At 70.0% G+C, this 26,484-nt stretch carries 26 protein-coding genes and 1 tRNA gene; 13 read left to right on the forward strand and 14 right to left on the reverse strand.

Annotation, left to right across the window (positions count from 1 at the left end):
• Positions 1-105: 105 nt before the first annotated feature.
• A complete protein-coding gene (locus tag ABZ842_RS03840; RefSeq protein ID WP_361531087.1) occupies positions 106-3,003 on the forward strand; it encodes a penicillin acylase family protein in 2,898 nt (965 codons plus the stop codon).
• 60 nt (positions 3,004-3,063) lie between these two features.
• Here the strand turns inward: ABZ842_RS03840 and ABZ842_RS03845 are convergent, their stop codons facing one another.
• Positions 3,064-3,735, reverse strand: coding sequence for a 5-formyltetrahydrofolate cyclo-ligase (locus ABZ842_RS03845; protein ID WP_361531090.1), 672 nt, complete (start codon positions 3,733-3,735; stop codon positions 3,064-3,066).
• Between the two features lie 128 nt (positions 3,736-3,863).
• Here ABZ842_RS03845 and galU point away from each other — a divergent pair, with 128 nt between their 5' ends.
• From galU to ABZ842_RS03880, 7 genes are all read left to right on the forward strand, one after another.
• On the forward strand, positions 3,864-4,772 hold the full coding sequence (gene galU / locus ABZ842_RS03850; protein ID WP_361531093.1) for a UTP--glucose-1-phosphate uridylyltransferase GalU: 909 nt from the start codon (positions 3,864-3,866) through the stop codon (positions 4,770-4,772).
• Positions 4,769-6,088 carry a gephyrin-like molybdotransferase Glp gene (gene glp, locus ABZ842_RS03855; RefSeq protein WP_361531096.1) on the forward strand — a complete coding sequence of 440 codons (1,320 nt, stop codon included), beginning with the start codon at positions 4,769-4,771 and terminating at the stop codon, positions 6,086-6,088. The genes galU and glp overlap by 4 nt, the downstream gene beginning before the upstream one ends.
• Before the next feature lie 235 nt (positions 6,089-6,323).
• Positions 6,324-6,809 (forward strand): cyclic pyranopterin monophosphate synthase MoaC, encoded by a 486-nt coding sequence (moaC, locus tag ABZ842_RS03860; RefSeq protein ID WP_361531099.1) that lies wholly within the window; start codon positions 6,324-6,326, stop codon positions 6,807-6,809.
• 77 nt (positions 6,810-6,886) lie between these two features.
• Entirely contained in the window at positions 6,887-7,420 is a 534-nt protein-coding gene (locus ABZ842_RS03865) for a MogA/MoaB family molybdenum cofactor biosynthesis protein (protein ID WP_361531799.1), read from the forward strand.
• A complete protein-coding gene (locus ABZ842_RS03870; protein ID WP_361531802.1) occupies positions 7,417-8,055 on the forward strand; it encodes a GNAT family protein in 639 nt (212 codons plus the stop codon). Before ABZ842_RS03865 ends, ABZ842_RS03870 begins: the two co-directional genes overlap by 4 nt.
• A gap of 144 nt (positions 8,056-8,199) precedes the next feature.
• Positions 8,200-9,288 (forward strand): gephyrin-like molybdotransferase receptor GlpR, encoded by a 1,089-nt coding sequence (gene glpR / locus ABZ842_RS03875; RefSeq protein ID WP_361531102.1) that lies wholly within the window; start codon positions 8,200-8,202, stop codon positions 9,286-9,288.
• Between the two features lie 103 nt (positions 9,289-9,391).
• Positions 9,392-9,465 (forward strand) — tRNA-Ala (locus tag ABZ842_RS03880).
• 73 nt (positions 9,466-9,538) lie between these two features.
• Here ABZ842_RS03880 and ABZ842_RS03885 read toward each other — a convergent pair.
• From ABZ842_RS03885 to ABZ842_RS03915, 7 genes are all read right to left on the reverse strand, one after another.
• A complete protein-coding gene (locus tag ABZ842_RS03885) occupies positions 9,539-10,786 on the reverse strand; it encodes a site-specific integrase (protein ID WP_361531105.1) in 1,248 nt (415 codons plus the stop codon).
• Positions 10,783-10,983: a helix-turn-helix domain-containing protein gene (locus tag ABZ842_RS03890; RefSeq protein ID WP_361531108.1), complete on the reverse strand. Its 201-nt coding sequence runs from the start codon at positions 10,981-10,983 to the stop codon at positions 10,783-10,785. Before ABZ842_RS03890 ends, ABZ842_RS03885 begins: the two co-directional genes overlap by 4 nt.
• Positions 10,980-12,314 (reverse strand): replication initiator, encoded by a 1,335-nt coding sequence (locus ABZ842_RS03895; RefSeq protein WP_361531111.1) that lies wholly within the window; start codon positions 12,312-12,314, stop codon positions 10,980-10,982. Before ABZ842_RS03895 ends, ABZ842_RS03890 begins: the two co-directional genes overlap by 4 nt.
• Positions 12,311-12,547 carry a hypothetical protein gene (locus ABZ842_RS03900; protein ID WP_361531114.1) on the reverse strand — a complete coding sequence of 79 codons (237 nt, stop codon included), beginning with the start codon at positions 12,545-12,547 and terminating at the stop codon, positions 12,311-12,313. Before ABZ842_RS03900 ends, ABZ842_RS03895 begins: the two co-directional genes overlap by 4 nt.
• Before the next feature lie 142 nt (positions 12,548-12,689).
• Complete coding sequence (locus tag ABZ842_RS03905; RefSeq protein ID WP_361531117.1) at positions 12,690-12,884, reverse strand: hypothetical protein; 195 nt, start codon at positions 12,882-12,884, stop codon at positions 12,690-12,692.
• Positions 12,878-14,251 carry an FtsK/SpoIIIE domain-containing protein gene (locus tag ABZ842_RS03910; RefSeq protein WP_361531120.1) on the reverse strand — a complete coding sequence of 458 codons (1,374 nt, stop codon included), beginning with the start codon at positions 14,249-14,251 and terminating at the stop codon, positions 12,878-12,880. The genes ABZ842_RS03905 and ABZ842_RS03910 overlap by 7 nt, the downstream gene beginning before the upstream one ends.
• Positions 14,248-14,589: a hypothetical protein gene (locus tag ABZ842_RS03915; RefSeq protein ID WP_361531123.1), complete on the reverse strand. Its 342-nt coding sequence runs from the start codon at positions 14,587-14,589 to the stop codon at positions 14,248-14,250. Before ABZ842_RS03915 ends, ABZ842_RS03910 begins: the two co-directional genes overlap by 4 nt.
• A 201-nt stretch (positions 14,590-14,790) precedes the next feature.
• Here ABZ842_RS03915 and ABZ842_RS03920 point away from each other — a divergent pair, with 201 nt between their 5' ends.
• The gene (locus ABZ842_RS03920) at positions 14,791-15,531 is read left to right on the forward strand and encodes a GntR family transcriptional regulator (protein ID WP_361531126.1); all 741 of its coding nucleotides are present in this window, start codon (positions 14,791-14,793) and stop codon (positions 15,529-15,531) included.
• Positions 15,532-15,731: 200 nt separating this feature from the next.
• On the opposite strand, the gene ABZ842_RS03925 is transcribed toward ABZ842_RS03920, so the two are convergent.
• The 5 genes from ABZ842_RS03925 to ABZ842_RS03945 form a co-directional block, all read right to left on the reverse strand.
• On the reverse strand, positions 15,732-16,847 hold the full coding sequence (locus ABZ842_RS03925; protein ID WP_361531129.1) for a hypothetical protein: 1,116 nt from the start codon (positions 16,845-16,847) through the stop codon (positions 15,732-15,734).
• Between the two features lie 664 nt (positions 16,848-17,511).
• A complete protein-coding gene (locus tag ABZ842_RS03930) occupies positions 17,512-17,775 on the reverse strand; it encodes a hypothetical protein (RefSeq protein WP_361531132.1) in 264 nt (87 codons plus the stop codon).
• A 7-nt stretch (positions 17,776-17,782) separates the two neighbouring features.
• A complete protein-coding gene (locus ABZ842_RS03935; protein ID WP_361531135.1) occupies positions 17,783-18,085 on the reverse strand; it encodes a hypothetical protein in 303 nt (100 codons plus the stop codon).
• On the reverse strand, positions 18,082-18,390 hold the full coding sequence (locus ABZ842_RS03940) for a hypothetical protein (RefSeq protein ID WP_361531138.1): 309 nt from the start codon (positions 18,388-18,390) through the stop codon (positions 18,082-18,084). The genes ABZ842_RS03935 and ABZ842_RS03940 overlap by 4 nt, the downstream gene beginning before the upstream one ends.
• Positions 18,380-18,937 (reverse strand): bifunctional DNA primase/polymerase, encoded by a 558-nt coding sequence (locus ABZ842_RS03945; protein ID WP_361531805.1) that lies wholly within the window; start codon positions 18,935-18,937, stop codon positions 18,380-18,382. Before ABZ842_RS03945 ends, ABZ842_RS03940 begins: the two co-directional genes overlap by 11 nt.
• Positions 18,938-19,324: 387 nt before the next feature.
• On the opposite strand from ABZ842_RS03945, the gene ABZ842_RS03950 reads away from it, so the two are divergent.
• Complete coding sequence (locus ABZ842_RS03950; protein ID WP_361531808.1) at positions 19,325-20,572, forward strand: hypothetical protein; 1,248 nt, start codon at positions 19,325-19,327, stop codon at positions 20,570-20,572.
• A 4-nt stretch (positions 20,573-20,576) separates the two neighbouring features.
• Here the strand turns inward: ABZ842_RS03950 and ABZ842_RS03955 are convergent, their stop codons facing one another.
• The gene (locus tag ABZ842_RS03955; RefSeq protein ID WP_361531141.1) at positions 20,577-21,494 is read right to left on the reverse strand and encodes an aminoglycoside phosphotransferase family protein; all 918 of its coding nucleotides are present in this window, start codon (positions 21,492-21,494) and stop codon (positions 20,577-20,579) included.
• Between the two features lie 427 nt (positions 21,495-21,921).
• Here ABZ842_RS03955 and ABZ842_RS03960 point away from each other — a divergent pair, with 427 nt between their 5' ends.
• The 3 genes from ABZ842_RS03960 to ABZ842_RS03970 all read left to right on the forward strand — a co-directional run bounded on the left by ABZ842_RS03960 (position 21,922) and on the right by ABZ842_RS03970 (position 26,481).
• Complete coding sequence (locus ABZ842_RS03960) at positions 21,922-23,148, forward strand: amino acid permease (RefSeq protein ID WP_361531811.1); 1,227 nt, start codon at positions 21,922-21,924, stop codon at positions 23,146-23,148.
• A gap of 58 nt (positions 23,149-23,206) precedes the next feature.
• A complete protein-coding gene (locus ABZ842_RS03965; RefSeq protein WP_361531144.1) occupies positions 23,207-24,064 on the forward strand; it encodes a phytanoyl-CoA dioxygenase family protein in 858 nt (285 codons plus the stop codon).
• A gap of 173 nt (positions 24,065-24,237) precedes the next feature.
• Complete coding sequence (locus ABZ842_RS03970; RefSeq protein WP_361531147.1) at positions 24,238-26,481, forward strand: MMPL family transporter; 2,244 nt, start codon at positions 24,238-24,240, stop codon at positions 26,479-26,481.
• Positions 26,482-26,484 lie beyond the last annotated feature (3 nt).

A 26,484-nucleotide genomic window follows, 5' to 3' on the forward strand; every position in this document is an offset into this window, starting at 1 on the left:
GACGCTCTGGTGGGGTGCTTGTGGATACCGCGTCGGGGCGAGGCCGCGGCTGCGCCTATGGTTGCTCCAGCACCCCAGGACCAGCTTGCGCCTCGAAGGACAGCGATGCCCTCCAACACAACGGCCTCTTCCCCCAAGAAGAAGAAGGGGCGACGCGGTCGTCTGATCGTGATCCTCCTGGTGCTGGCACTCCTCGGGGGCGTCGGCTACGGCGGCTACTGGGGCGTCGACGCGGTCCGCGCCTCCTTCCCGCAGACGACCGGCGAGATAAAGATCGACGGGCTCCAGGGCAAGGTCGAGGTGAAGCGGGACGACTACGGCATCCCGCAGCTGTACGCCGACAGCGACGAGGACCTCTTCCGCGCCCAGGGCTTCGTCCACGCGCAGGACCGGTTCTGGGAGATGGACGTACGCCGGCACATGACCGCGGGCCGCCTCTCCGAGATGTTCGGAAAGGACCAGGTCGAGACGGACGCGTTCCTGCGCACGCTGGGCTGGCGCAAGATCGCCCAGCAGGAGTACGACGAGAAGCTCTCGGCCGAGACGAAGAAGTACCTGGACGCGTACGCGGCGGGCGTCAACGCGTACCTCAAGGACAAGGCGGGCAAGGAGCTCTCGGTCGAGTACGTGGCTCTCGGGTTCGTGAACGGCGACTACAAGCCCGAGCCGTGGACGCCGGTGGACTCGGTGGCCTGGCTCAAGGCGATGGCGTGGGACCTGCGCGGCAACATGCAGGACGAGATCGACCGTTCACTGATGACCAGCCGGCTGTCCCAGGACCAGATCAAGCAGATGTACCCGGAGTACCCGTACGAACGGAACAGGCCGATCGTCGACCGGGGTGCGGTCGACGAGTCCGACAACCGCTTCGACCTGAAGGCCGAGCCTTCCCGCGACAGCGACAATGACAGCGGCTCCAACGGGAACAACGGCAACGGGAACGGCAACGGGAACAACGGCGGCAACAGCAACAACAGCAATAACGGCAGCAATAACAACAGCGGCAGCAACGGCAGCAGCAACAACGACGGCATCTCGTCCAACAGCAGCGCCAACAACGAGGGCTTCACCGGCGGCACCAACTCCTCCGACGCCATCGAGGGCCTGAACACGCAGCTCTCCTCCCTCTCCGACAACCTGGACGCGCTCCCCGCCCTGCTCGGCCCGAACGGCAGCGGCATCGGATCCAACTCCTGGGTCGTCTCCGGCAAGCACACGACCACCGAGAAGCCCCTGCTCGCCAACGACCCGCACCTCGCGCCGCAGCTCCCCTCGCTCTGGTACCAGATGGGCCTGCACTGCCGCGAGAAGTCCGAGTCCTGCACGTTCGACACCGCCGGCTACACCTTCTCCGGCATGCCCGGCGTGATCATTGGACACAACCAGGACATCGCCTGGGGCATGACCAACATGGGCGCCGACGTCACCGACCTCTACCTGGAGAAGATCTCCGGCGACAGCTACACCTACGACGGCAAGCAGAAGCCGCTGGAGGTGACCGAGGAAGTCATCAAGGTCGCGGGCGGCAAGAGCAAGACGATCACCGTGCGCGCCACCGATCGCGGCCCCCTCGTCTCCGACCGCAGCACCGAGCTGGAAAAGGTCGGCCAGCAGGCCCCGGTCTCGAACTCCGCCCCGGACCGCGCCACCGGCTACGGCGTCTCCCTCCAGTGGACCGCGCTGCAGCCCGGCAACTCCATGGACGCCGTCTTCGAGCTGAACCGCGCCGGCGACTTCGACTCCTTCCGCAAGGCCGCCCGCAAGTTCGAGGTGCCGTCGCAGAACCTGATCTACGCGGACGCCGAAGGCAAGATCGGCTACCAGGCGCCCGGCAAGATCCCGGTGCGCGCCGAGGGCAAGGGCGACAAGCCCGCACCCGGTTGGGACCCGTCGTACAAGTGGGACGGCTACATCCCCTTCGAGGAGATGCCGTACGAGGAGGACCCCGAGCGCGGCTACATCGTCACCGCCAACCAGGCCGTGATCGACGACTCGTACAAGCACGACCTCACCGTGGACTGGGGCTACGGCGCCCGCAGCCAGCGCATCAACGACATGATCGAGCAGAAGATCAAGGACGGGGGGAAGATCTCCACCGAGGACATGCGCACGATGCAGACGGACAACAAGAGCGAGATCGCCAAGCTGCTGACGCCGATCCTCATGAAGATCAACATCTCCGACCCGAACGTCCGCGAGGCCCAGAAGCTGCTGGAGGGCTGGGACTACAGCCAGGAGCCGGACTCCGCAGCCGCCGCGTACTTCAACTCCGTGTGGCGCAACATCCTCAAGCTCGCCTTCGGCAACAAGCTCCCCAAGGAGCTGCGCGTCAAGGGCGACTGCCTCTTCGTCCGCCCGGCCGGCAGCAACGCCCCGGCCGACCAGATCGAGCCGGTCGAGGAGTGCGGTACGCGCGACGCCGACTCCGCGCAGCCGGACGGCGGCGACCGCTGGTTCGAGGTGGTCCGCTCGATCCTGGAGGACGAGGACAACCCCTGGTGGCAGTCGCCGCGCAGTCGTACGGACAAGGCGACCGACACCCGTGACGAACTCTTCGCCCGCGCCATGGAGGACGCCCGCTGGGAGCTCACGGCCGAGATGGGCAAGGACATCGACAGCTGGAGCTGGGGCCGACTGCACCAGCTGACGCTGAAGAACCAGACCCTGGGCACCGAGGGCCCCGGCGTGGTCAAGTACCTGCTCAACCGCGGCCCGTGGAACCTCGCCGGCGGCGAGGCCACCGTGAACGCCACCGGCTGGAACGCCGCGGCGGGCTACGACGTGGTGTGGGTGCCGTCGATGCGGATGGTCGTGAACGTCGGCGACTGGGACCGGTCGCGCTGGATCAACCTCTCCGGCGCGTCGGGACACGCCTACAGCGCGCACTACACCGACCAGACGGACAAGTGGGCCAAGGGCGAGCTGCTCGAATGGTCCTTCACCCCCGAAGCGGTCCAGAAGAACACCGTCGACACGCTCACCCTCACCCCGGCGACGGGCTGAGCACCGGCCGTCAGACGCGACCTGTGCGCGTCTGACGGCCGGCAGCAACGACCAGAAGAGTCAGAAGCGCCGGACGCCGTCCGGGGTGACCACCGCGTGCACGGGGTGGTCGTGCGCCTCCTCAGGAAGGTGCGCGACCACCTCGTTCGCGTACAGCAGCACCACCAGCGGCGGCACCGCCGTCGTCGCGGAGTCCGCGAGCCGGGCGAGCACCCGGTCGTACGAGCCGCCGCCGCGCCCCAGACGCATCCCGCGCGCGTCCACGGCCAGCCCGGGCAGCAGAACGGCGTCCGCCTCCCGTACGGCATCGGGCCCGAGTCGCGGCCCCGCCGGCTCCAGCAGCCCGCGCCCGGCGCGCACCAACTGCTCGGCGCCCTCGTACGCACCCCAGTCCAGGTCGTCGTCGGCCATCAGGACCGGAAGCAGTACGCGTACGCCCCGGGCACGTAGCGCGTCGAGGAGCGCGCGCGTACCAGGTTCGCGCCCCACGGAGACGTACGCGGCGAGGGTGCGGGCACCGGTGAGCTCGGGGAGGGAGAGGGCCTGCCGGGCGATGGCTTCGGCGGCCTGCCGGACGTCGTCGGGTGACAGTCGCGCGCGGGCATCCAGCAGGTCACGCCGTAGGGACCGCTTCGCGGCACCCGGCCCGCTTGCGGCTCGGCCGCCGGCGGCCGAGCCGTCCGGACCCGTCGCCGCGCCTTCGGGGCGTTCGTCGCCCGCCGCCGCCGTCACCGCCGCCCCACCCGGGAAATCCCGAGGGAATGCACGACTTCTCCCGATTTCCTCCGCATCTTTCCCCTGCTTTCACCCTGACTTCGCACCATCTCTCCTCCGCATATCCACCGGATATTGTGCCGAGCATGACTCAGTCGAACCTCAGGATCAGCAAGGCGGTCATCCCCGCCGCCGGCCTCGGTACGCGCTTCCTGCCTGCCACCAAAGCCACTCCCAAGGAGATGCTGCCTGTCGTCGACAAACCCGCGATCCAGTACGTCGTCGAAGAGGCGGTCGCCGCCGGACTCTCCGACGTACTCATGATCACAGGGCGCAACAAGCGCCCCCTGGAGGACCACTTCGACCGCAACTACGAGCTGGAGGAGGCGCTCTCCCGCAAGGGCGACGAGCCGCGGCTGAAGAAGGTCCAGGAGTCCAGCGACCTGGCCACCATGCACTACGTGCGCCAGGGCGACCCGCGCGGCCTCGGCCACGCCGTGCTGTGTGCCGCCCCGCACGTCGGCAGCCAGCCCTTCGCCGTCCTCCTCGGCGACGACCTGATCGACCCGCGCGACCCGCTGCTGTCGCGCATGGTCGAGATCCAGGAGCGCGAGGGCGGCAGCGTCGTCGCCCTCATGGAGGTCGAGCCCGCCCAGATCCACCAGTACGGCTGCGCCGCCGTCGTGCCCACCGGCGAGGGCGACGTCGTACGGGTCACCGAACTCGTCGAGAAGCCCGAGCCGGCCGAGGCGCCGAGCAACCTCGCCGTCATCGGCCGCTACGTCCTGGACCCCGCGGTCTTCGCGATACTCCGCGAGACCGCGCCGGGCCGCGGCGGCGAGATCCAGCTCACCGACGCGATCGCGAAACTCGCCGCCGACGAGTCGATCGGCGGCCCCGTCCACGGCGTCGTCTTCCAGGGCCGGCGGTACGACACCGGCGACCGCGGGGACTACCTGCGGGCCATTGTCAGACTCGCGTGCGAACGTGAAGACCTGGGGCCGGAGTTCCGCGACTGGCTCCGCCACTACGTGACCGAGGAGATGCAGCAGTGAGCAGCAGGACCTGGTCGGTCGACGACCACCTGGAGGACGTCCTCACGGCCGTGCGCCCGCTCGATCCGATCGAGCTGCAACTCCCCGACGCCCAGGGCTGCGTCCTGGTCGAGGACGTCACAGTCCCCGTCGCCCTGCCGCCCTTCGACAACAGCTCGATGGACGGGTACGCGGTGCGGGTCGCCGACGCGGCCGGCGCCAGCGAGGATTTCCCCTGCGTCCTCACCGTCATCGGGGACGTCGCGGCCGGCGGCGCCGCACCGCCGACCGTCGGCCCCGGCCAGGCCGCGCGGATCATGACCGGCGCCCCGCTGCCGCCGGGCGCCGAGGCCGTCGTCCCCGTCGAGTGGACGGACGGGGGCACGGGCGGCGGCGCGGCCACCACGATGCTGCCGGCCGGCGAGGCCCCCGAGGGGGCCAGCGGCGAGGTCCGCGTGCACCGCGCGGTCGAGCCGGGCGCGCACGTGCGCTCCCGCGGCAGCGACGTCCAGGCCGGTGACCTGGCCCTCGCCCGCGGCACCGTGCTCGGCCCGCCGCAGATCGGCCTGCTCGCAGCCATCGGTCGGGGCACGGTCCGGGTCCGCCCGCGCCCGCGCGTGGTCGTGCTGTCCACGGGCAGCGAGCTGGTCCAGCCCGGCGAAGCCCTCGGCGAAGGCCAGATCTACGACTCGAACAGCTTCGCGTTGGCCGCCGCCGCGCGGGACGCCGGAGCCCTGGCGTACCGGGTCGGCGCGGTCACGGACGACGCGGACGTGCTGCGCGCCACCATCGAGGACCAGCTCATCCGCGCCGATCTGGTGGTCACCACGGGCGGCGTCAGCGTCGGGGCGTACGACGTCGTCAAGGAGGCGCTGGCGGCGGTCGGCGAGGCGGACGCGGGGGAGGACGAGGTCACGCCCGGCAGCGGCGTGGACTTCCGCAAGCTCGCGATGCAGCCCGGCAAACCGCAGGGGTTCGGCACCGTCGGCCCCGACCACACCCCGCTGCTGGCCCTGCCCGGCAATCCCGTCTCCTCGTACGTCTCCTTCGAGCTGTTCGTACGCCCCGCGATCCGCACGCTCATGGGGATGGCGGACGTCCACCGGCCCCGGGCGCGCGCCGTTCTCAAGGCCGACGCCGCACTGCGCTCGCCGGCGGAGCGCCGTCAGTTCCTGCGGGGCACCTACGACCGCGACGCGGGCACGGTCACGCCCGTGGGCGGCACCGGCTCCCACCTGATCGCGGCCCTCGCGCACGCCGACTGCCTGATCGTGGTGCCGGAGACGGACACCATGGTCGGGCCGGGCGCGGAGCTGGAGGTGATCCTCCTCGGATGACGGGCCCGCGGCCGTACGGCCCCGAGGGGCGGGCTGACGGGTGGACGGTCGGTCCGGCGGCGTGCGGCCCGTCGGTCCGGCGGTGCGTTCCGCGGTCGGTGCGTTCGGCGTCGGCCGGTGCGCCATCCGCTGGCCGGTGCGGTCTCCGCATGACGGTACGGTGTCTGCGCACGCAGGCCCGTGGCCCGTACGGACCTGCCAGGCCCGGGAGCGGCGACGACCGAATGAGCATCCAATGAGCACTGACGGCGGCAGCAGGCTGACGCACCTCGACGCGGCGGGCGCGGCCCGCATGGTCGACGTCTCCGGGAAGGACGTCACGGCGCGCACCGCCCGCGCCAGCGGCCGGGTCCTCGTCGCCCCGCGCGTCGTCGAGCTGCTGCGCGGCGAGGGCGTGCCGAAGGGCGACGCCCTCGCGACCGCCCGGATCGCCGGGATCATGGGGGCCAAGCGCACCCCCGAGCTGATCCCGCTCTGCCACCCGCTGGCCCTCTCCGGGGTGACGGTGGACCTGACGGTCGCCGACGACGCCGTGGAGCTCGCCGCCACGGTCCGCACGACCGACCGCACCGGCGTCGAGATGGAGGCGCTCACCGCCGTGACCGTGGCCGCGCTGACCGTCGTGGACATGGTGAAGGCGGTCGACAAGGCCGCGGTGATCACCGACGTGCGCGTGGAGGAGAAGACGGGCGGCAAGTCCGGCGACTGGAGCCGGTCGTGAGCCGCGGCGGCGAGGTCCACAGCCACGCCCACCCCGGCGACCGCCTCTCGGGAGCCGCCGAGGGCCGCAGACGCTGCCTGGAGGTCCGCGCCCTGGTGATCACGGCGTCCAACCGGGCGTCCGCCGGGACGTACGAGGACCGCGGCGGCCCCCTGCTCGTCACCGGCCTCACCGCGCTGGGCTGCACCGTCGACGGACCGGTGGTGGTGCCGGACGGTGCCCCGGTCGGCCGGGCGCTGCGCGAGGCCGTCGCCGCCGCGTACGACGTCGTCCTCACCACCGGGGGCACCGGCCTCTCGCCCACGGACCGCACCCCCGAGGAGACCCGCGCCGTACTGGACTACGAGGTTCCGGGCATTCCCGAGGCGATCCGCGCCTTCGGCGCAGGGAAGGTGCCGACGGCGGCGCTCTCCCGGGGACTGGCGGGCGTCGCCGGCCGTACGCTGGTCGTGAACCTTCCCGGTTCCCCCGGTGGCGTACGGGACGGTCTCGCGGTGCTGGAGCGACTGCTGCCGCACGCGATCGACCAGATCAGGGGCGGTGACCACCCCGCGCCGCCGCCCGGCCCCGACGACCACCGGGAGACCAGACCCTCCGGGAGTCCGAACTGAACGCCCCCTGGCCGGTCGTACTGGCGGACGGCGACGTCGTCCTCCGCCCGATAAGGCTGCGCGACCAACGCAACTGGCGCGAGGTCAACCGGCGCAACCGGGACTGGCTGCGCCCCTGGGAGGCCACGGTCCCGCCGCCCGCGCCGGGCGCACCGCCCGCGCAACGTCCGACGTACCGACAGATGGTCCGCCACCTGCGGGCCGAGGCGAACGCGGGCCGCATGCTCCCCTTCGTGATCGAGTACCGGGGGCGGCTGGTGGGCCAGTTGACGGTGGCCGGGATCACCTGGGGCTCCATGTGCTCGGGCCACGTGGGGTACTGGGTGGACCGGGACGTCGCCGGCCGCGGAGTGATGCCGACGGCCGTGGCGCTGGTCACGGACCACTGCTTCCGCACCGTCGGGCTGCACCGGATGGAAGTCTGCATTCGCCCCGAGAACGGACCCAGCCGCCGGGTGGTGGAGAAACTGGGATTCCGGGAAGAGGGGATCCGTCCACGCTATCTCCACATCGACGGCGCCTGGCGGGACCACCTCGTGTTCGCACTGACGGCCGAGGAAGTGCCCGAGGGGCTGCTCCGCCGCTGGCACCAGGCCCGACCGCAGGCACCGCAGGGCCCTCAAGGAACCCGGTAAATAAAATATGTGTTCGAAAACTACCGCCATTGACGATGTGATGATCCAAACAATCGCAAGAAAAGCCCGTCATATCAGCGGGATCGTGCGACACACCGGGCCAATTGGCGGATGCCCTTGCAAGAATCCCTCTACGGTGTGACCGTGAGCAGCAGCGGCCTCATCTACGCAGTCATCGTCGGGGCCTGGGCCGCCTACTTGGTGCCGATGTGGCTCCGCAGGCAGGACGAGCTAAACGAGGCTCGTCCGACGGAACGCTTCTCCACCGCCATCCGGCTGCTGTCCGGACGCGGGGCGATGGAGCGCCGATACGCCAAGGAGCTGCGGGACCGCACCCCGGAGCAGCCCGAGTCCGACGTCCACCCGGATGCCGCCACGGAGCCCTTGAGCACCGTGGACGTCCGGGCCTTCGCCGCGCCCCGCACCGAGGTCCGGACCACCCCTCCGGACCTGGCGCAGGCGCCGGCGCAAGCGCCCGAACCCGCCCGGCAGCCCCGCCGCCCCCGGCCGCGGCCCAGCCGCGCGGCGGCCGAGCGCGCCCGGCGCAGCAAGGTGCTGGCCCGGCGACGCCGGACGACGGTGCTGCTCTTCGTGGCGTTCACGGCGGGCACGGTCGTCGCCGCGGTCGGCGGCGTCGGCTTCCTGTGGGCGCCGGCCGCCCCCGCGGTGCTCCTCAGCCTGTACATCGGCTACCTGCGCACCCAGGAGCGCCGCCGCTTCGCCGTCGTCATGGACCGGCGCCGCGCGGAGGCTGCGGCGCAGCGCCTGCGCGAGACCCGGCACTCCCGGCACGGCCGCCGGTCCGCCCCGCCGGCCCCGGCGCCCGCCGCCGAGCCCGGTGAGGCGCCCGAGCCCCACCCCGAGCCCGAGCCGGCGCCGCTCTCGCCCCAGGAGGCGGGCCGCCGCGCCCTCGTCGAGCAGACGGACCACGCGGAGTGGGTCGACCAGCAGCGCGACCGCGGCCCGGCGACGGGCGACAGCTGGGACCCGGTCCCCGTCCCCCTGCCTACGTACGTGACGGCCCCCGTCGCCCCGCGCGCCACGAGCGGCATCGACATGAACGACCCGGAGACCTGGAGCTCGGCCCGCTCCTCCGCCGCGGACCCGCCCCGCGGCGACACCCCGCCGCCGCGCCAGCAGCCCCAGCCCCGCCGCACGACCCGCGACCGTGGCCGCACCCCCCTCTTCGACCAGTACGCCGACGAGGACCGCCCCCGCGCCGCCAACGAGTGATCGCCCCGCCCCACTCCGGGGGGGGGCGAAGCCGCCCCCCGACCAGCACGGGAGCGGATTTCCGAGCACCCCGATCGGGATGCTAGAGTTTCACTCGTTGCAAGGGCCTGTGGCGCAGTCTGGTAGCGCACCTCGTTCGCATCGAGGGGGTCTGGGGTTCAAATCCCCACAGGTCCACAACAGCTCAGAGCCTCCGTCGGAGAGATCCGGCGGAGGCTCTGTGGCGTTGTACAGCAGTGAAGTACAGCAACTACTCCGGATCTTGCGCGCCCAGGTGCCGGCCCAGCCGCAGGAGCGCCTTGCGGGTCTCCTCCGACGGCACGTGCGTGTACACCTCCATCGTCACCGCGATCTTGCTGTGCCGGAGGATCTGCATCGCGATCCTGGGGTGCACGTCCAGCGCGGCGAGGAGCGAGCCGCAGGTGTGACGGGTGTCGTGGAGCCGGATCGTACGGACGTCGGCGCGGGCGCAGCGGTCCGCGAACGACCGGTTGAAGTTGCGCGGTTCGACGGGCGTCCCCCAACGGGTGGTGACGACGAAGTCCGAGCCCGACCACTGGTCGCCGGCTGCCTTGCGGGCCGCTGCCTGAGCCTTGTGCCGTAGCTGCAAGGCGGTGTGGGCGATCTGCGGCAGAGGGAGCGTGGCCATCGACGCGTCGGTCTTCGCCTCGTCGTGCACCAGTTGGCGCCTGATGCGCTGGAGTTGCTTCTCCACCGTGACCTCACCGGCTTCGAGGTCGACGTTCGACCAGGTGAGCCCCAGCACCTCGCCGCGCCGGAAGCCGAGTACGAGGATGAGCACGTACGCCGGGTACAGCGGATCGCCCGCCGCACGGGCGGATTCCAGGAACTGCCGTGCCTCCTCCACGGACCACGGCTTGCGCCGTGTCCGGCGCGCGGATCGCACCTTGACGAGAGCGGCCACGTTCTTCAAGATCAGCTCCTCGGCCACGGCGTTGCTGAGCGCCGACCGCAGCACCGCCCGGGCGTCCTGCACGGTGCGTCGGGAGGCGATCTGCCCGCAGCACCGGCCGACCGCGCAGCAACGGCGCCGCTGCCGGGGGTTCCTGTGCGTCTCCGGCCGTCGGGCGTCCTTGCCCTGGGCGCAGCACTGGCACTGCGCCAGCAGGGTGTTCACCCAGCTCCGGACGTCACGGACGGTCAGTTTGTCGAGCCGCTTGGAGCCCAGGTGCGGCGTGACGTAGAGACGGACGTGCATGGCGTACGTCTCGGCGGTCTTGGGCTTGAGGTCGGGCTCCACGACGTCCTTGAGCCATCGCTCCAGGTAGGTCCCGAGCGTCGGGGTCGAGGTGGCGACCGGGCCCTTCTTGGACTCGGCGTGGAGTTTGATCCACTTGTCGTGGACCTCGTCGCGGGTCTTGCCGTAGACGTACTTGCGCCCCTTGGTGCCGTCGGGCCGGGTGACCCAGACGTAGGCGGCGAAGGTGTTTCGGTACGGGTAGATGGAGCCTTCGCCGTTGCTGCGCTTGCCGGTCATGCGGGCACCTCCTCGGCGTCGGCGGTGACGCGTTGGACGTAGTCGTCGACCCAGGCCGGGAGGATGCGGCGGTTGCGGCTGACCTTGACGGAGCGGATCTGGCCGGTGAGGACGAGGGTCTTCGTCTTGGAGAGGCCGAAGCCGAGCATGGCGGCGACCTCGGCCGTGGTGTGCCACCTGCGGGTGATCACCGTCATGGGGTGTCCCCTCCTTCCACGCGGTGGGCGATGAGGGCGGCTTCGGGGGAGTGGCCGCGGCCGGCGTCGCGCCAGTGGCTGACGGTGGTCGTGGGGCGGTTGGCGATGCCCAGGGTCTGACGGCGTTGGTGTGCCCGGTGGTTGGTTCGGGCGGTACGGAGTGCGGTCAGGGTGGTGGAGTAGCGGCGGGACTTGGTGGAGAAGTGGCCGCGGTAGCCGAGCATGTGGGCCCAGCGGCGCAGTTCGAGGGGTGCGAAGGGCGGGAGTGCGCCGAGCCACCAGCAGGTGGCGATCATGCGGAGTACGTGGGCGCGTACGGGGAGCAGGGCGAGGTCCGTGGCCGCACGGACGCGGGTGTCGACCGCTCCGGCCGTCTCGGCGCCCTTGGTGGCGTACTTGGCGATGTACGCGGCGACCGCGCCGTGTGCGGCGACGGGCCGGACGTCGACCTGAGCCCCGAAACGGAGGGTGCGGAGGCCGATGACGTCGGTGCCGGGGGCGCGGAGTCGTACGCTCCCGGCCGCGGTTCGTACGGCGGAGGTGAGGAGGTCGATGGTGGCCCAGTCGGGTGGAGCGGTGTTGGGGCCGTCGGGTCCGTCGAGGCGGATGGTGGCGTGGAAGTGGATCAGGCCGCGTCGTTGGTACTCGGCGACTTTGGCGTAGGAGAGCCGGGTCGTCTGGGCGAACTCGGCGCGGGTGAGGTGGGCTCGACGGGCGAGTTCCCGCTTCAGCTCGATGGTGAAGCGGTGCCAGAGGTGACCGGCGCGGGATTGCCAGAGGACGGCGCCGGCGTAGTCGTAGCAGCGGGGGCAGAGCGGTTCGCCGAGCCGGAGGTCCGTACGGTCGTGGCGGACGTGGCAGCCGACGGGGAGACCGTGCGGGCAGCTTTCCCTGGGCGAGCGGGGGCGGCAGGCGATGACTGTGCCGTTCCGCTCGCGGCGGGTGTGGACCGGGCCGAAGCCGGGGGCGGTGAGGGTGGCGAACACTTGAGGGTGGCCGCTGGCCGTCTCGGGGACTCCCTTGCCGCCGAGGAGTCCGGCGCGGATCAGGTGGTAGGTGTCGGCCCGGTAGAGGCGGGCGCAGGCCGGGCAGACGGCGGCGCGCCGGTTGCCGCATGCGACGAGGAGCCGGCCACCGTACTCACCGGACGAGTGGCTGTGCAGGGCGTGACCCGTTGTCGTGTCGAAGACGGTGGACTCACCGACGAGGTGGACGGGGTTGGTGCAGCCGTTGAGGCTGGTGATGTTGCGGCGCCAGGCGTCGAAGCCGGGTGCGCCGGCGCGTTCGAGGAGGGCGGAGACGGCGGACGGGAGGCTCGTGGGCTCGTTCATCGGGAGCCTCCGAACGCCTGGCCCATGGCCGCGGCGACGGCCTGGGGGCGCGTCTTCGCGCTGAAGCGCAGGGTCGGGTCGGTGAGCCAGAGTGCGGCGGCGTGAGCCGGGCAGAGGCGCTGTTCCGTACCGTCGTACCCGACGAGGACGACCTCTTCCCGGCCGTCGCACGTCGAACGGTCGTCGGCGCGTAGCTCGCACTCGGGCAAGGGCGGACGCTTCCTGGTGGACAATGGGTGTCGACTCCTTTCACTGCTCAGGTGGCGGATGGAGTGGGTTCCTGACGGGGTCGGGTTTGGCGACTTCGCGCCCCGTCGGGAACCCCTGAACGTGGTGTCAGGGGGCATGGCCCCTTTCCCTTCTGGTGTTGGGGACTCAGAACCGGATCTGGCCGAGGAAGCCGGCCACGGTGTCGATGGCCGTACGGACGGCGGGAGCGGCTGCCGTGGTGGCCAGGAGGAATCCGAACGCCGCGGAGATCAGGACGTGCGGCCAGCGCAGGTAGTGGATGCGCAGGAGGAACCAGATCAGCAGGCCGAGCAGGAGCACGGCGGACATGGAGATCAGCACGACGTCTCCCGCGCGGGCGCCTGGCGGGGTGCCGACGGTCGACAGGCTGCCAACTCCGGGAGGTCCGGCGAGAGGTGGGCGTACTGCGCTGCGACGGCTTCCGCCTCCGTCTCGGAGACGAGGAACGAGCGGGCGCGTTCCCAGCCGTCCCCGGAGGCGAGGACAGCGGTCCCGGCTTGTTCGGGCGGTATGGCCTGGGCGGCTTTGAGGGCGTCGGGGTTGAGGTCCCCGAGGGTCATCTCCGCCGTACCCGGATCGGACACGCGGTGGCAGACGCGGCCGGCGAGTTGGGCTCGAAGGGCGGTGACGCCCGGACCCATGTCGGAGCCGACGCGTTGGCCGGCGACGACGAGGAAGACGCCGAGTGCCGCTCCGAGCTGGGCGATGCGGATGAGCGCGGTGGCTGCTGCCTGGGCTTCGTCCTTCTCGCTGCGGTTGGCGATCAGGAACAGCTCCGCGATCTCGTCGACGATGACGACGACGGGGACGGGCCGGGTGGGTTCGGGGAGTCCCCAGACGTTGCGGACGTGGGCTTCGCGGCAGACCGCCATGCGGTCGAGGGTGAGGTCCACGAGCGCGGACAGGAGCTTGACCGCCTGGGCGCGGTTGGTGGCGAGGGCGGAGAGGCGGGAGCCGTAGAGGGAGAGTTCCATGCCGCCCTTGCAGTCGATGCCGACCAGGGCCACGGGCTGCGGTGCGAGGCCGGCGACGAGGGCGTTGACGAGCGTCGACTTTCCGGAGCGCGTGGCACCGACGATCAACCAGTGGGGTACGCGCCGGAGGTCGACCACCCAGTGGGCACCGGTCTCCAGGACTCCCACGGTGACGCGGAGGAGTTGGTGGGTGTGCTGGTGGCGGGTGTGCCGGGCCTGTTGGGGCGTCTGAAGCGGGTCCGAGGGGGACGCCGTGATGCGTACGACACCGGGCTTCCACGGGGTCACGCGGACCGCGTGCACCTCCCAGGCATGGGCCATGGCGGGCGCGGCCTTGATGTAGTCGTCCGGTGTCTGGCCGGGGAGCAGTCGGGCGAGTAGGTGGAAGCCCGTACGGGTCGGCCGGATGAATCCGCATCGGGGGACGCGTGGTTGGGGCGGCGGTGCGCCCTTGCCGACGAGCCCGGAGACGACGGTGAGCGCGGCCTTGCGGCTGACGGCGAGGCCGGAGGCGGCCATGAGCGGTCGCCAGGTGCGGAGGACGCGGAGGCAGGCGGTCGGGTATCCGAGCGCCAGCCACCAGGCTGCCGGGTAGCGGGAGCGCAGAACCGGGCTCAGCGTGAGCACGGTCGCGGTGAGGAGCAGGAGCGCGAGGGCGGTCCAGCTCGGCCAGGTCGAACCGGTGTCGTGGTGGGAGGAGGCCGTTAAGGTCACTGCCCACCGCCCTTGCCAGCGGGCGCGGTGAGGGGCTTGATCTCCTCGGCGCGGAAGGCGATCCCGTGCCGGCCGTCGTTCTCCCACGGCATCGCGATGAGGTCCTGGACCTGGACGGGCATGCCGAGCTGCACGCCGGTGGGCTCACCGGGCACGCTCACGTTGACGACGTCGGCGGACGCCCCGGTCATGAGGCAGAGGCCCACCTGGTACATCGTCTTGCCCGTCGCGCGGTCGATCTTGAGCTGACCGGTCTCGCGGTTGGCGACGCGCGGGGACGGTGCGACGGCGCAGATGATCCCGGTGAACTTGGCGGTGTCGATCGGAAGGGTTGCCACGTACTGAACTCCTCTGTGAAGGCACCCGGAGGCTGTTCCTTCGGGTTGGTTGACCACCCGTAGTACGGGTGGACTTCCACCATGGAGCCCGTAGTACGGGTTGTCAAGCGACATGTAATGAGCGAGGCTGTGTCCACGATCGTGGATGGCAAGTTCACGCGGGTGAGCGCAGCAGCAGCGACCACGGCACGGAGGACACACATGCCGCCGAAGAAGACGCAGCCGAAGTACCGCCAGATTGCGGACTACCTGCGGGAAGGCATCCTCAACGGCACGTTCCCGGCCGGCCAGCCGCTCCCCTCGGAGGAGATCCTGGCCAAGCAGTTCCAGGTGACCCGCCCCACGGTGCGTCAGGGGCTGACGGAGCTACGGGCGTCCGGTCTGGTCGAGGCGATCATGGGCCGGGGGACCTTCGTCCGCTCGCCCCACAACCGTCCGAGCCTCACGCGCCCGCGGGGAGTGCGACGCACGGCTGACGGCCGGTACGTCGAGGCCGACGGCATCCGCTGGACGGATGACGACAGCGCCACGGTGACGCGCACGGACGCCCCGCTCGCTTTGGCGGATCTGTTGCGCATCCCTCCGGGCGAGCCGATGTTCACCCATGACGCGCTCCAGACCGCGGACCAGGGCCGCCTACGCCAACTCCACCGAACGTACGTCCCCTTCTCCGTGCTCGCGGACACGAGCTACGACGCCGAGCCGCTGCCGCCCGCGCCGGAGTTGTACGGGGTGCTCGCCGAGCTGGGCCACGAACTCACCTTCACGGAACACGTCCGCCCCCGCATGCCTCTCCCGGACCAGGCCCAAGCGCTCCGCCTCCCGGAGGGCGTCCCTCTGCTCCACATCCTCCGCCTGACCACCAACCAGACGGGCAATCCGCTCGCACTGGAGGAGTTCCACCTCCCGGGCGAAGACCTGGAAGTCTCGTACCCCCTCTGACCACGACGAGCCCACCCGCCCTGTGTGGTTCAAACTTTCTCTACTTCATCAAGGCGGCTCGCTCCGCTCGCCGCGAATTTTTCCTCGACCACTCGCGGGCTAGGAGCTCAGCAATCCGAGGTCAGGGAAGCAGTACGCGGCTAGGGCGCCCGGGTATACGGCTCTAGGAATCCGCCCTGCCGGCCGGAGAGAAGCCCGCCTCACGTGTCAGGCAACGATTTGCCATCACCAAAGTCAATTCGCTGCATCGAAGTGACGAGATCCTGAAGCAGGAGAATCGCTGGATATCCTGTTCCGACCCAAGTAGTCCCCATAAAATCTGTCATCCATAGCGCGCATCCCTGAATGAAATTGCCTCGAGCTTTGCTCTCCCCAATGCGAAATCCACTCCCTTCTCCGAAAAATTCTTCAAGAATCACCTCCAAGATCACCTTCATGCCCTCGGAGGCTTCGTTGTTCATCTCCATCTGGGAGCGAATAAGTACGTGACTGGGAATCTCCAATCTGCGCCCACAGATCTCGGCACATCGAACCAGGAACGCCATCGAAGTTATCTGAGCCTCACGTGGGCTAGACTCGGAACGCTCCATGAGCAAGCTAAGGCAGTCCTGAAAAAGCTCGTCATCTCCCAGCCACCATGAGGTGAGGGCCCTCGATAGTGCGGCAGCCGAAACTGGATCGATAATGGAATCGGGTTGAAAGTTACCGCAAAGAAACGACAGTGCGGCCGTAGCGGCGCGAATTATAGATGGGTGCACGCCATCGTGCTCACGGATCGACGCCCGAGTGGGCGCGCCATCATTCACATGGAGTAGCATTTCGGGGGACCCGAGGATCTCCAAGCGGTCCTGCTCGGCTAGCCCTCTAAAGATCTGCCAGAGCTCCTCTGGACTCCAGTCGGATAGAATCTCGACGTCCAGCGCTTTCGGCCCGCTTCTGAGCTCTTCTAACTCGCGAGTTACTGCGGCGGAAATCCCGAAGAAGTCATTGTGAACAAAGCGCCAGCGCCGCATTTGGGGCCATTTTTCGACTGCGCCATAAAAATCACGCTTGATCTTTTTTCGTAAATCTGCGGGTCCTTTTGGGGAGAAGGGAGCGTAGACCACATAGAGAGTCTTGGTGGCGGAATCCCAACCGTCGCATTTCAGGTCGCCCAAATTGCCCACCGCGCGTGCGGCATGGAATGATTCCTTATTGGCGCATCTCATCACTCGGGTGAAGATATCTTCGAATTTGTCGGCAGGTGAGTGCAAGATGAGCAACTTGAATTTGTGCTCCTGCCAAAGTAGGTTGACCCAATTTGGGACATTGGACACGTGCTCCCCCTAAGAGGTCTACAAGGCGCCACAATCCTGGCAGAAACCCGAACCCGCCATTGTGAGTCAAGAGGCTAGCGTGGGCCACTGACACTAGCGGCCCAGGGTCGAGGTTGGCGCGGGGCCGAGCCTAATTCTTCACGCGTTCTGTCCTATTTTGGGACGGTATTTGCTCGGGGTCACTCCACAACGGCGCAAGGTCGAACAGAGTTTCAAGATTAGCGGGCGTCAGCGCTCGCTAATCTTCTGAGATAGGTGACCTCATGGGTCGTCCTGGAATCCGGCCCGAAGTTCTGCATTTCCAAGCTGAGAGCGTTCCTAGGATATTCCAGTGACCCACGCCGCTCGTTCGGGCTGCGGCGCTTGGGCGCCGGTCCCGAACGGCGGCGAGCCAGCAGGACGCCCCGGTCGCCGCGGCAGGGAGCTGGGCGACCGGGGGCGGTGGGTGATCTTCAGGTGGGTGGGGAGTCGTGGGTGAAGTCTTCGTGGGGTATCGGGCCGTGGGGGAGGGATGAGGCACAGGTGGGGCAGGCGTAGAGGGGTGCGCCCTCGGGCGCGGGATCGGTGGTCCAGCGGATTCCCACGGGGGCGTGCGTGGTTAGGCCGCATCCGGCGCACTTGGCGGTGAGGACTCTCGGCGGGGGCGACGTCAGCGCGTTTGCGATCACGTTCGGCTGCCGTGAGCGGCGGCACGGAGTACGTGGAGTTGAAGGGTGTCGTCGAGCAGGGCGTAGGGGCGGACGAGGGCCACGTCCTCGGCGCGGGGTGGGCGTTGTCGTTCGAGGACGTGGGGCGGGGTGGGGGTGGTCCAGGGGGTCATGAACAGCTTGATCGGGGTGAGGGTGGGGCTTGGGGCGCGGTGGCGGCCTCGCGGGCGGGGCGGTCGTCTTCGGAGGCGGCGGGCGATGAGCGTGACCAGCTTCTGCACGTGGTCATCAGCTCCCCGGCGGCCTTTGGGCCGCGAGGCGTTCGGCCAGTTCCAGGGTCAGGCCGGTGACGAGGGTCTGGGCCAGGAGTTGGGCGGCTTCCGGGCGGATGGTTCCGAGGTGCACCAGGCCGTCGCCGTCGACGTTCACGTCCGGCTTGAGGCCGGGGAAGTCGGCGTCGAGGCCGAGCGTGCGGAGCTTGTCCGCGAGGGTGGTGGCGCTGCGGTGGGCGCGGGACCAGCCGCGGACGTAGGGGATACCGGGGACCAGTTCCTCGGCGCGTTTGGCGATCACTCCTCGGCGGTCGGTCACGTCTGCTGCTCCTCTCCGATGTCGTCGGCCGCGGAGCGGCGCCCGCGCGGGCAGGCAGCGTCGGCAGGCCATTCGCAGGTCAGGGCGCGGTCGAGGAGTTCGGCCAGGCGTTCCGCCGTTTCGGGGGAGACGCGGCCGAGTTCGACCAGGCCGTGGCCGAAGGCGTTCATCTGGGCCTGGAGGTAGGGGAAGTCCTTCTCCAGACCGGCCGAGACCAGGACGTCGCGGAGGGCAGCGGTCGCGTCGCGTGCCGCGTACCACGGTTCGCTCTCGACGGGGGACCAGCGGGCCGCGTCATCGCCCATCGGGTGCCGCCTCCGTCCCGGCCATGGCTGCGATCGCCGCGGAGACCGGGAACTCCTCGCCGTACCGGTCGACGCGTTCGAGCAGGCCGGTGGCGGCGACGAGCATCACCGCCAGGGCGACGACGCGGAGCGGGGACGGCTCCGGCGCTCGGGTCGGGGCGGCGAGCCACTGGTAGCGGTCGCCGGAGAGGGGCATCGGGCCGGGGAGGACGACGAAGGAGCCGGTCGCCAAGTACCCGTACGTGGGTGTTCCGTGGCCCTCGGACTCCCTGATCACGGCCCGGTCGAAGCGGTCGCGCGAGCCCGGGGCGATGAGGAAGCCGACCTGCCTGTTGCCCAGGTCGGTCATGACGGGCCCGTGCGGCATGCCCCTCTGCTGGAGCTGGGAGAAGACCTCCACACCCGTCCGCTGCTCGATCACCACGACGTCGAAGTCCCGCCCGGTGGGGAACGGGTGCGGTGCGCGCGGGTCGTCGTCCCACTGCGATGCGCAGTGCTCCGGATCGTCAGCAGCTTCCGACAGCCACTTCCTGCCGCGCCTCGTCATCGTCTGCACGTCGCTTCACCTCAGTCGGTCCACGGCGGCCGAAGTGGGTCGCCGGACTTCCAGAGTTGTGGGAGCGGCCCTGACCAGGGCAGATGACGAGGGATGACAGGGGGTGACGGAGGCCGTCACCCCCTGACGCACCCACCACTTCGCGTGAAAGGCGCCGTCGAGGGGGCGCGTGGTGGCGACGAAGTCCCTATATTCACGAGCAGGTGCACATGCTCACGAACTCCAGTGGGGGAGGCGGAGACGACGGTCATGACACAGCAGATCGGCGCACTCCTCCTCACCGCTCGCAGGGAACGCGGGTGGAGTCAGCCGCGGCTCATCCGGGAGCTGCGGAACGTGGCCGCGCGGCACGGTCAGAAGCTGCCGAGTGATGCGAGCGTGAAGCGCCGCATCGCGAGCTGGGAGAACGAGCACGGTACGCCGGATGAGTTCTACGGTGCGTTTCTGTGCGAGGCCCTGAGCCTGGACCCCCGGGATCTGGGGATGCAGCAGGTGGTACGGAACGAAGCCGGACGGCTGCTGGAGCTGACGTATCCCGACAGCCCGGAGGCAGGCGTCACCGCGATAGCGCCGTTATGGCGGGCCGACCTCGACGGTCACGAGCCGCTGCTCACCTCGGACGTCTCGGACGCCGTGTGGCACGAAGCGTCGCTCCGTTGGCTCGTCGCCCCCGAAGCCGTCGTCCCCACGATCGCCACAGGTGACGGGCCACGCGTCGGGCTCGCCGACGTCGCAATGATCAAGTCGACCGCGGACATGTTCGCCCAGCTCGACGACCGGTTCGGCGGCGACCACGCGCGACAGAGCCTGATCCAGTACCTCAGCAGGGACGTGGCCCCGCTCCTGTCCGGCCAGTACACGCAGGCCGTCGGACGGGCCTTGTTCGCCACCGTCGCCGAAGCGACGCTCCTCGCTGGGTGGATGTCGTACGACGCCTGCCACCACGGGCTCGCGCAACGGTACTTCGTCCATGCGCTCAGGCTCGCGCAGGACGGCGACGACCGACGCATGGCCGGGAGCATCCTGTCCGCGATGAGCCACCAGGCCACGTTCCTAGGCCGCTACACCCAGGCGGCGACGCTGGCCCGTGCGGCGCGCATGGGCATCTCGGGCGTCGCAACGCCGACCCTGCTGGCCCAGTTCCACGCCATGGAAGCGCGAGCACTCGCCCGTACCGGGGACACCCGCGCCTGTGAACTCGCGCTGGCCGAAGCAACCCGGGCCCTGGAACGAAGGAACAGCGACGACGAGCCCGAGTGGATCACGTACTTCGACGAAGTCGAACTCGCCGCGGAGGCCGCGCACTGTTTCCGGGACGTCAGCAGCGCCCGTCAGTCCGTCGCACACGCCGAGAACGCGGTCAGCGGGAGCCACATCCGCAGTGACTTCTTCGCCACCATGGTCCTTGCCGACGCCCACATGCACGCCGGCGAACCGGAGGAAGCCTGCCGCGTCGCGGCCGACGCACTCGACCTGGGCGAGCAACTGAAGTCGGCGCGGTGCGTCAGCTACCTGGCCGAGTTCCGCCGCAACCTCGCCCGGGCCGGGGAGACCGCCGTCGTACGCGACTTCCACGAGCAGTCCGCGGAGCACCGGCTCTGGCTCGCCACCGAGGCGCGCGGCTGATCGCTCAGAAGGGCTGCCAGTCCTTGCGGCTGCCGCCGGTACGGATCGCTCGCACCCGACGCGCGAACTCGACCGCCGCCTTCTCGTCCGACGCGACCTGGTGGCCCAGCCACAGCGTCATCTTCAACTCACGCAGGTCAGCGAGAACCGGATAGCCGGGCCAGTTCAGCAGGTCGAAGCCGTAGCGATAGACGAACGACTCGTACTCGGCGCGCGTGTGCCAGCCCAGACGTTCGTAGAACAGCGCCGTGAGAACGAGGTCCCACTCCCGCTGCCCGAGCGAGACGTCATCGAGGTCGATCAGCAGGGCCTTGCCGTCCCGGCTGCGGAGCGCGTTGCCGACGTTCGCGTCCCCGTGGATCAGGCCGAAGTCGAGCACCCAGTCCAGCCGGTCGTACTCCTTCTGGATCCGGCCCGTCCGCTCCTCCAGGAAAGCCAAGTCGTCGTCCGCCACGTCGCCACGCAGGTCCCGAAGGGACTCCCAGACGCCGTCGAAGGGGTCGTAGTACGGCAGGCCCAGCGACGCCGGTTCTTCCAGCCAGTGCAGTTGCCGCAGCAGATCCGCCAGCTCAGCCGGGCCCGCGTACTCGTCCCGGTCCTGGGCGCTCATCCAGAACGTGACCGCTCGACCGTCCACCACGAGCGGTTGCTCCACGCCCGCCACCACCCGGGTCGCCGGGAATCCTTCAGCCTCCAGCCAGCGCGCCACCTGGACCGCGCGCCTCGACTCCTCTGACGCCTCGGGGTCGCGGGCGATGCGCACGATCGCGGCGGAGTCGGTGAGGCGGTACACGGCGTTCGAACCGAGGCGGAGGAGCTGGGCGTTCGCCGCGCCGAGTCCAGCCGTACGGCACGCCCGCTCCAGGACCGCGCCCGCCACGTCCGCCGTGAACCCGCTCCCGCCCTCAGCGCCCGAAGTCATGCTTCGACGCTACAGGCCGATCCCGCGCCGGTCTGCTGTACAGCAACGAAGTACAGCAACCAGGCCGACCGCGCATGCGCACCGCGGACCGTGCGCGCCTCTCCGACCAGGACGGGAGACCTCGCCGACCTCGCTGCCCTTAGTTCGCATCGAGGGGGTCTGGGGTTCAAATCCCCACAGGTCCACAACATTGCTGGTCTTGAGTTCGCTCAGGGGCAGTTGGGGAGATCCCGGCGATCATGATGATCGCCGGGATCTTCGTCGTTTCCGGGGCGGTTCTCGATGGAAGCCGCAGCCGCCTTCTGGGATGCGAGGCGGCTTTGGGCGGTGGGTGTGGGTTTGGGGGTTATGTGGTGGGGGAGCGAACCGTTCGGGTCGTCGCTGGCGGACGGCGGCGTTCCGGACTGGGGCGGGCGCGGGAACGGCGCTGTGCATAGGGGCGGTGTTGGGGCCCGGTGCGTTGACGTCCACGGCCGCGGCGGCAGCGGGGCCGGCGTCGGTGCTGGCCTGGCTGGTGCTCGTTGCGGTGAGTCTGCCCGTCGCCCGGGTGTTCGCGGCGCTCGGTGCCCGGTATCCGGACGGGGGTGGTGTGGCGGCCTCCGTCGAGAGGGCGTTCGGGCCTTGGTTGGCCGGGCCCGTGGGGTGGTGGTTCTACTGGGCCGTTCCGTTGGGCGTGCCGGCCGCGGCGCTCATCGGTGGCGAGTACGCGGCTGCCGCTGCGGGTTGGGGGCACTCCGCGGTTCCCGTGATCGCGCTGCTGGTCGTGGGCGCCGCGTACGGGGCCAACCTCGTCGGGCTGCGTCTGTCGGGGCGGCTGCAACTGCTCATGGTCGGCGTCCTGGTGTCGCTGTTGGCCGTTGCGATCGCGGTGGCGGGCACCCATGTGAGGGCTGCCCACTTCACCCCCTTCCTGCCGCACGGTTGGACCTCCGTCGGAGTCGCGGCAGGGATGTTGTTCTTCGCCGTCGCGGGCTGGGGGGCGATCAGTCACCTATCGGCGGAGTTCACCGCACCGGCACGTGATCTGCCCCGAGCCACCCTGCTGGCCTGGGGGATCGTCGCCGTGCTCTACCTGGGGCTCGCCCTCGTCACCGTCGGAGTGCTCGGCACCCGGGCCGGAGCCACCGCCACCCCGCTCACCCTGCTGCTGGAGCGGGGTTTTGGAGCATCCGCGCGGCCTGTGACGGCAGCTGCCGCGCTCCTGCTGACGTTCGGTGCGGTCAACGCGTACCTCGCGGGGGCCGCCCGGTTGGGCGAGGCGCTGGGCCGCCGGGGCGCCATGCCCCGCAGGATCACGATCGGGCCTGCCGAAGGGGGCGGCGTCCCCCGACGGAGCCTGACGGTCGTCACCCTCGCGTCGGCGGGGGTGGTCGTGATCGCGGCCGGCGGATTCATCGGCCTGGAAGCCTTGCTGCCGGCGACTTCGGCCAGTCTTGCCGCGGTCACCCTTGCCGGACTCGCTGCCGCGACCGTCCTGTTGCAGGGCCGTACCTCTCTGCGCGTCAGCGCTGCCGTCAGCTGCGGCGTGGTCGCCGTGGTGCTCGCCTTCAGCGGACCGTTCCTGCTGGTGCCCGTCGTGCTGGCCGTGGCCGCCAGCTCCTTCGCTTGGCGCTCAAGGAGCCGCGCTACACCGAGGTCGGCCGCGGTGTCCTGACAGGAGCCGTGCAGAAAGTGTCGGGCGGGCGCCTTCGGCTCGCTGGCACGTTGGCGGCATGAGTGACATGAGTGCCGTGAGTGAATCGACGATCAGCGACGACGAGGTGTCCGAGTTCGTGGAGAAAGGGTTCCTCCGGGTGGAGGGGGCCTTCTCGGGGGAGCTGGCGGCGGAGTGCCGGGAGATCCTGTGGCGGGACATCGAGGGGGAGCCCGATGACCCGACGACGTGGCAGAGCCCCGTGGTACGGCTCGGTGCCTATGCGCAGAAGCCGTTCAGGGACGCCGCCAACTCGCCTCGGCTGCATGCCGCGTTCGACGCCCTGGTCGGGGAGGGGCGGTGGGCGCCCATCGGCGGGCTCGGCACGTTCCCCGTACGGTTTCCCGGCGATCGGGAGCCGGGTGACGACGGTTGGCACGTCGATGCGAGCTTCCCCGGGGACGACCCCGCCGACTTCATGTCCTACCGGGTGAACGTCGCCACCCGGGGGCGGTGGTTGCTGATGCTGTTCCTGATGTCCGACGTGGGGGAGGACGACGCGCCCACCCGGATCAGGGTGGGGTCCCACCTGGACGTCGCCGCGCTCCTCGAACCCGAGGCAGAGGCCGGTCTGACCTTCATGGACCTCGCCGAACGCGCAGTGCCCGCCACCGAGCGCCGGCCGCTCGCCACGGCGACGGGACGGGCCGGGGACGTCTATCTCTGTCATCCCTTCCTCGTGCACGCCGCGCAGCGCCACCGGGGTGTCGAACCCCGGTTCATGGCGCAGCCGCCGCTGCTCCCCAAGCCGGGGAGGGGGCCGGGCATCGAACGTCCCGCTGATCCCGCGGACTCTGTTGAGCCCGCTGATCCCGCTGACTTCGGTGGTGAGTTCTGCCCCGTGGAGGCGGCGATCCGCCGGGGCATCGGACGCTGACGCGAGTCGGTGTGTGGTGCGTAGGCACCAGGACGCACGGGCACCTGGTCCGCGTGCACCAGAGGAAGACGGCTACGGGGAACGATGCCCGGCGGGGCGCCGGAGAGGAGCGTTGAACGCGTGCGGATCTCGCACGTTTCCCCGTGGCTAGCGGCGTCTGGAGTGATCAAAAGGTGGCGACATTTCTCTACCGGATGGGACGGTGGGCCTTTCGGAGGCGCCGGCTCGTGAGCGGTCTGTGGCTGGGGGTCCTGGTGCTCGCCGGGATCGCCGCCGCCACGGCACCGGCCGGGCAGGAAGAGGACCTCTCCATGCCCGGCACCGAGTCGCAGAAGGCGTTCGACCTGCTGGACGAGCGCTTCCCCCAGAGCAACTCCCAGGGCGCCGAGGCTCGATTGGTGTTCCAGGCGCCGGACGGGCAGCGGGTGACGGCCAAGGAGAACAGGGCCGTCATCGAGAAGACGCTCGGCTCGCTGGACGGGGGCGATCAGGTCGCGTCGACCACCGATCCCTATGAGACCGGCGCCGTCAGCAAGGACGGCACCATCGCCTACTCCACGGTGAACTACACCGCGGACGCCGTCGATCTGACCGAGCCGACGAAGAGCGCCCTGGAGGACGCCGCGAGCCAGGCCCGGGACGCGGGGCTGACCGTGGAGATCGGCGGCTCGGCCCTGGAAGCGGAGGTGGCACCGGGCGGTTCGACGGAGATCATCGGCGTGATGGTGGCCGCGGTGGTGCTGGTGGTCACGCTCGGGTCGCTGGTCGCGGCCGGATTGTCGCTGATGACCGCTTTCATGGGCGTGGCCATCGCCTTCGGCCTGGTCAGCGCGCTGGCGGTGCCGCTGGGGCTGACGTCGACCGTGGCCATTCTGGCGCTGATGCTGGGGCTGGCGGTCGGTATCGACTACGCACTCTTCATCACCTCCCGCTATCGAGACGAACGCGCCCAGGGCAGCGAACCGGAGGAGGCCGCCGGCCTGGCGGTGGGCACGGCCGGATCCGCCGTCGTCTTCGCGGGGGCGACCGTTTTTATAGCCCTGGTCGGGCTGGGCGTCGTCGGGGTCCCCGAACTCACCAAGATGGGCATGGGCGGCGCGGGCGCGGTGGCCATCGCCGTACTCGTCGCGCTCACCCTGGCCCCCGCGCTGTTCGGGTTCTTCGGCCGGCGGGTGCTGCCCCGCGCCGTTCGCAAGGCCACCCGGCCGGGCAGCGAGCACCTGCACCGGGTGCCCACCGCGGCGGGCCGGCCCGGGCTCGGCACCCGCTGGGCGCGGTTCGTGCTGCGCAAGCCGGTGGCCGTGCTGATGGTTGCCGGACTCGGACTCGGTGCCTTCGCCCTGCCGACGCTCAGCCTGGAACTCGGGCTGCCCGGAGACGAGTCCAAGCCGGTGGAGACCACCCAGCGCCGCGCCTACGACCTGCTGTCGGAAGGCTTCGGGCCCGGCTTCAACGGCCCGTTGACCGTGGTCGTGGACACGGCGGGGGCCGCGGACGCCGGGGCCACCACGGACCTGGTCGTGAAGACCGTACGGGAAGTGGGCGGGGTCGCGTCGGTCGGTGATCCGGTCCTCAGCGAAACCAAGGACACGGCCGTCCTCACCGCCGTCCCGCAGACCGCACCCAACAGCGGTGAGACCAAGGACCTGGTGCACGCGATCCGGGACGCGGTCTCCGACGTCGAGGCCGACACGGGTGCGGACATCCTGGTGACCGGCACCACCGCGCTGAACATCGACATCTCCGAAGCCATGTCCGACGCCCTCGTCCCCTATCTGACCGTGGTCATCGGCCTGGCGGTGCTCCTGCTGACGGTGGTCTTCCGCTCGATCCTGGTCCCGGTCAAGGCCGCGCTCGGCTTCCTGCTGTCCGTGGGCGCCGCCTTCGGCGTCGTCGTCGCCGTCTTCCAGTGGGGCTGGGCGGCGGACCTGATCGGCATCGAGCAGACCGGGCCGGTCATGTCGCTGATGCCGATCCTCATCATCGGCATAGTGTTCGGCCTCGCCATGGACTACGAGGTCTTCCTCCTGACCCGGATGCGGGAGGCGTACGTGCACGGCGCGTCCCCCGGCGAGGCAGTCGTGAACGGCTTCCGGCACAGTGGACGCGTGGTGGCCGCGGCGGCGATCATCATGATCAGCGTGTTCGCCGGATTCATCGGGATGAACAGCCCGACCATCCAGACGATGGGTGTCGGCCTGGCCGCCGCCGTTGCCTTCGACGCGTTCGTGGTCCGGATGGCGATCGCGCCCGCGGTCCTGGCGCTCCTCGGTCACCGGGCCTGGTGGCTGCCCTCTATCCTGAACCGCGTGCTGCCGAACGTGGACATCGAGGGTGAGGCACTGAGCAGGCGCGCTCCGGCCTCCGCGACCGGTCAGGACGCGGCGGTGCCGCGGCTCCCCGTCGGCGGGAGCTGAGCC

This window comes from Streptomyces sp. NPDC047315, assembly GCF_040643215.1.
GTDB lineage: Bacteria > Actinomycetota > Actinomycetes > Streptomycetales > Streptomycetaceae > Streptomyces.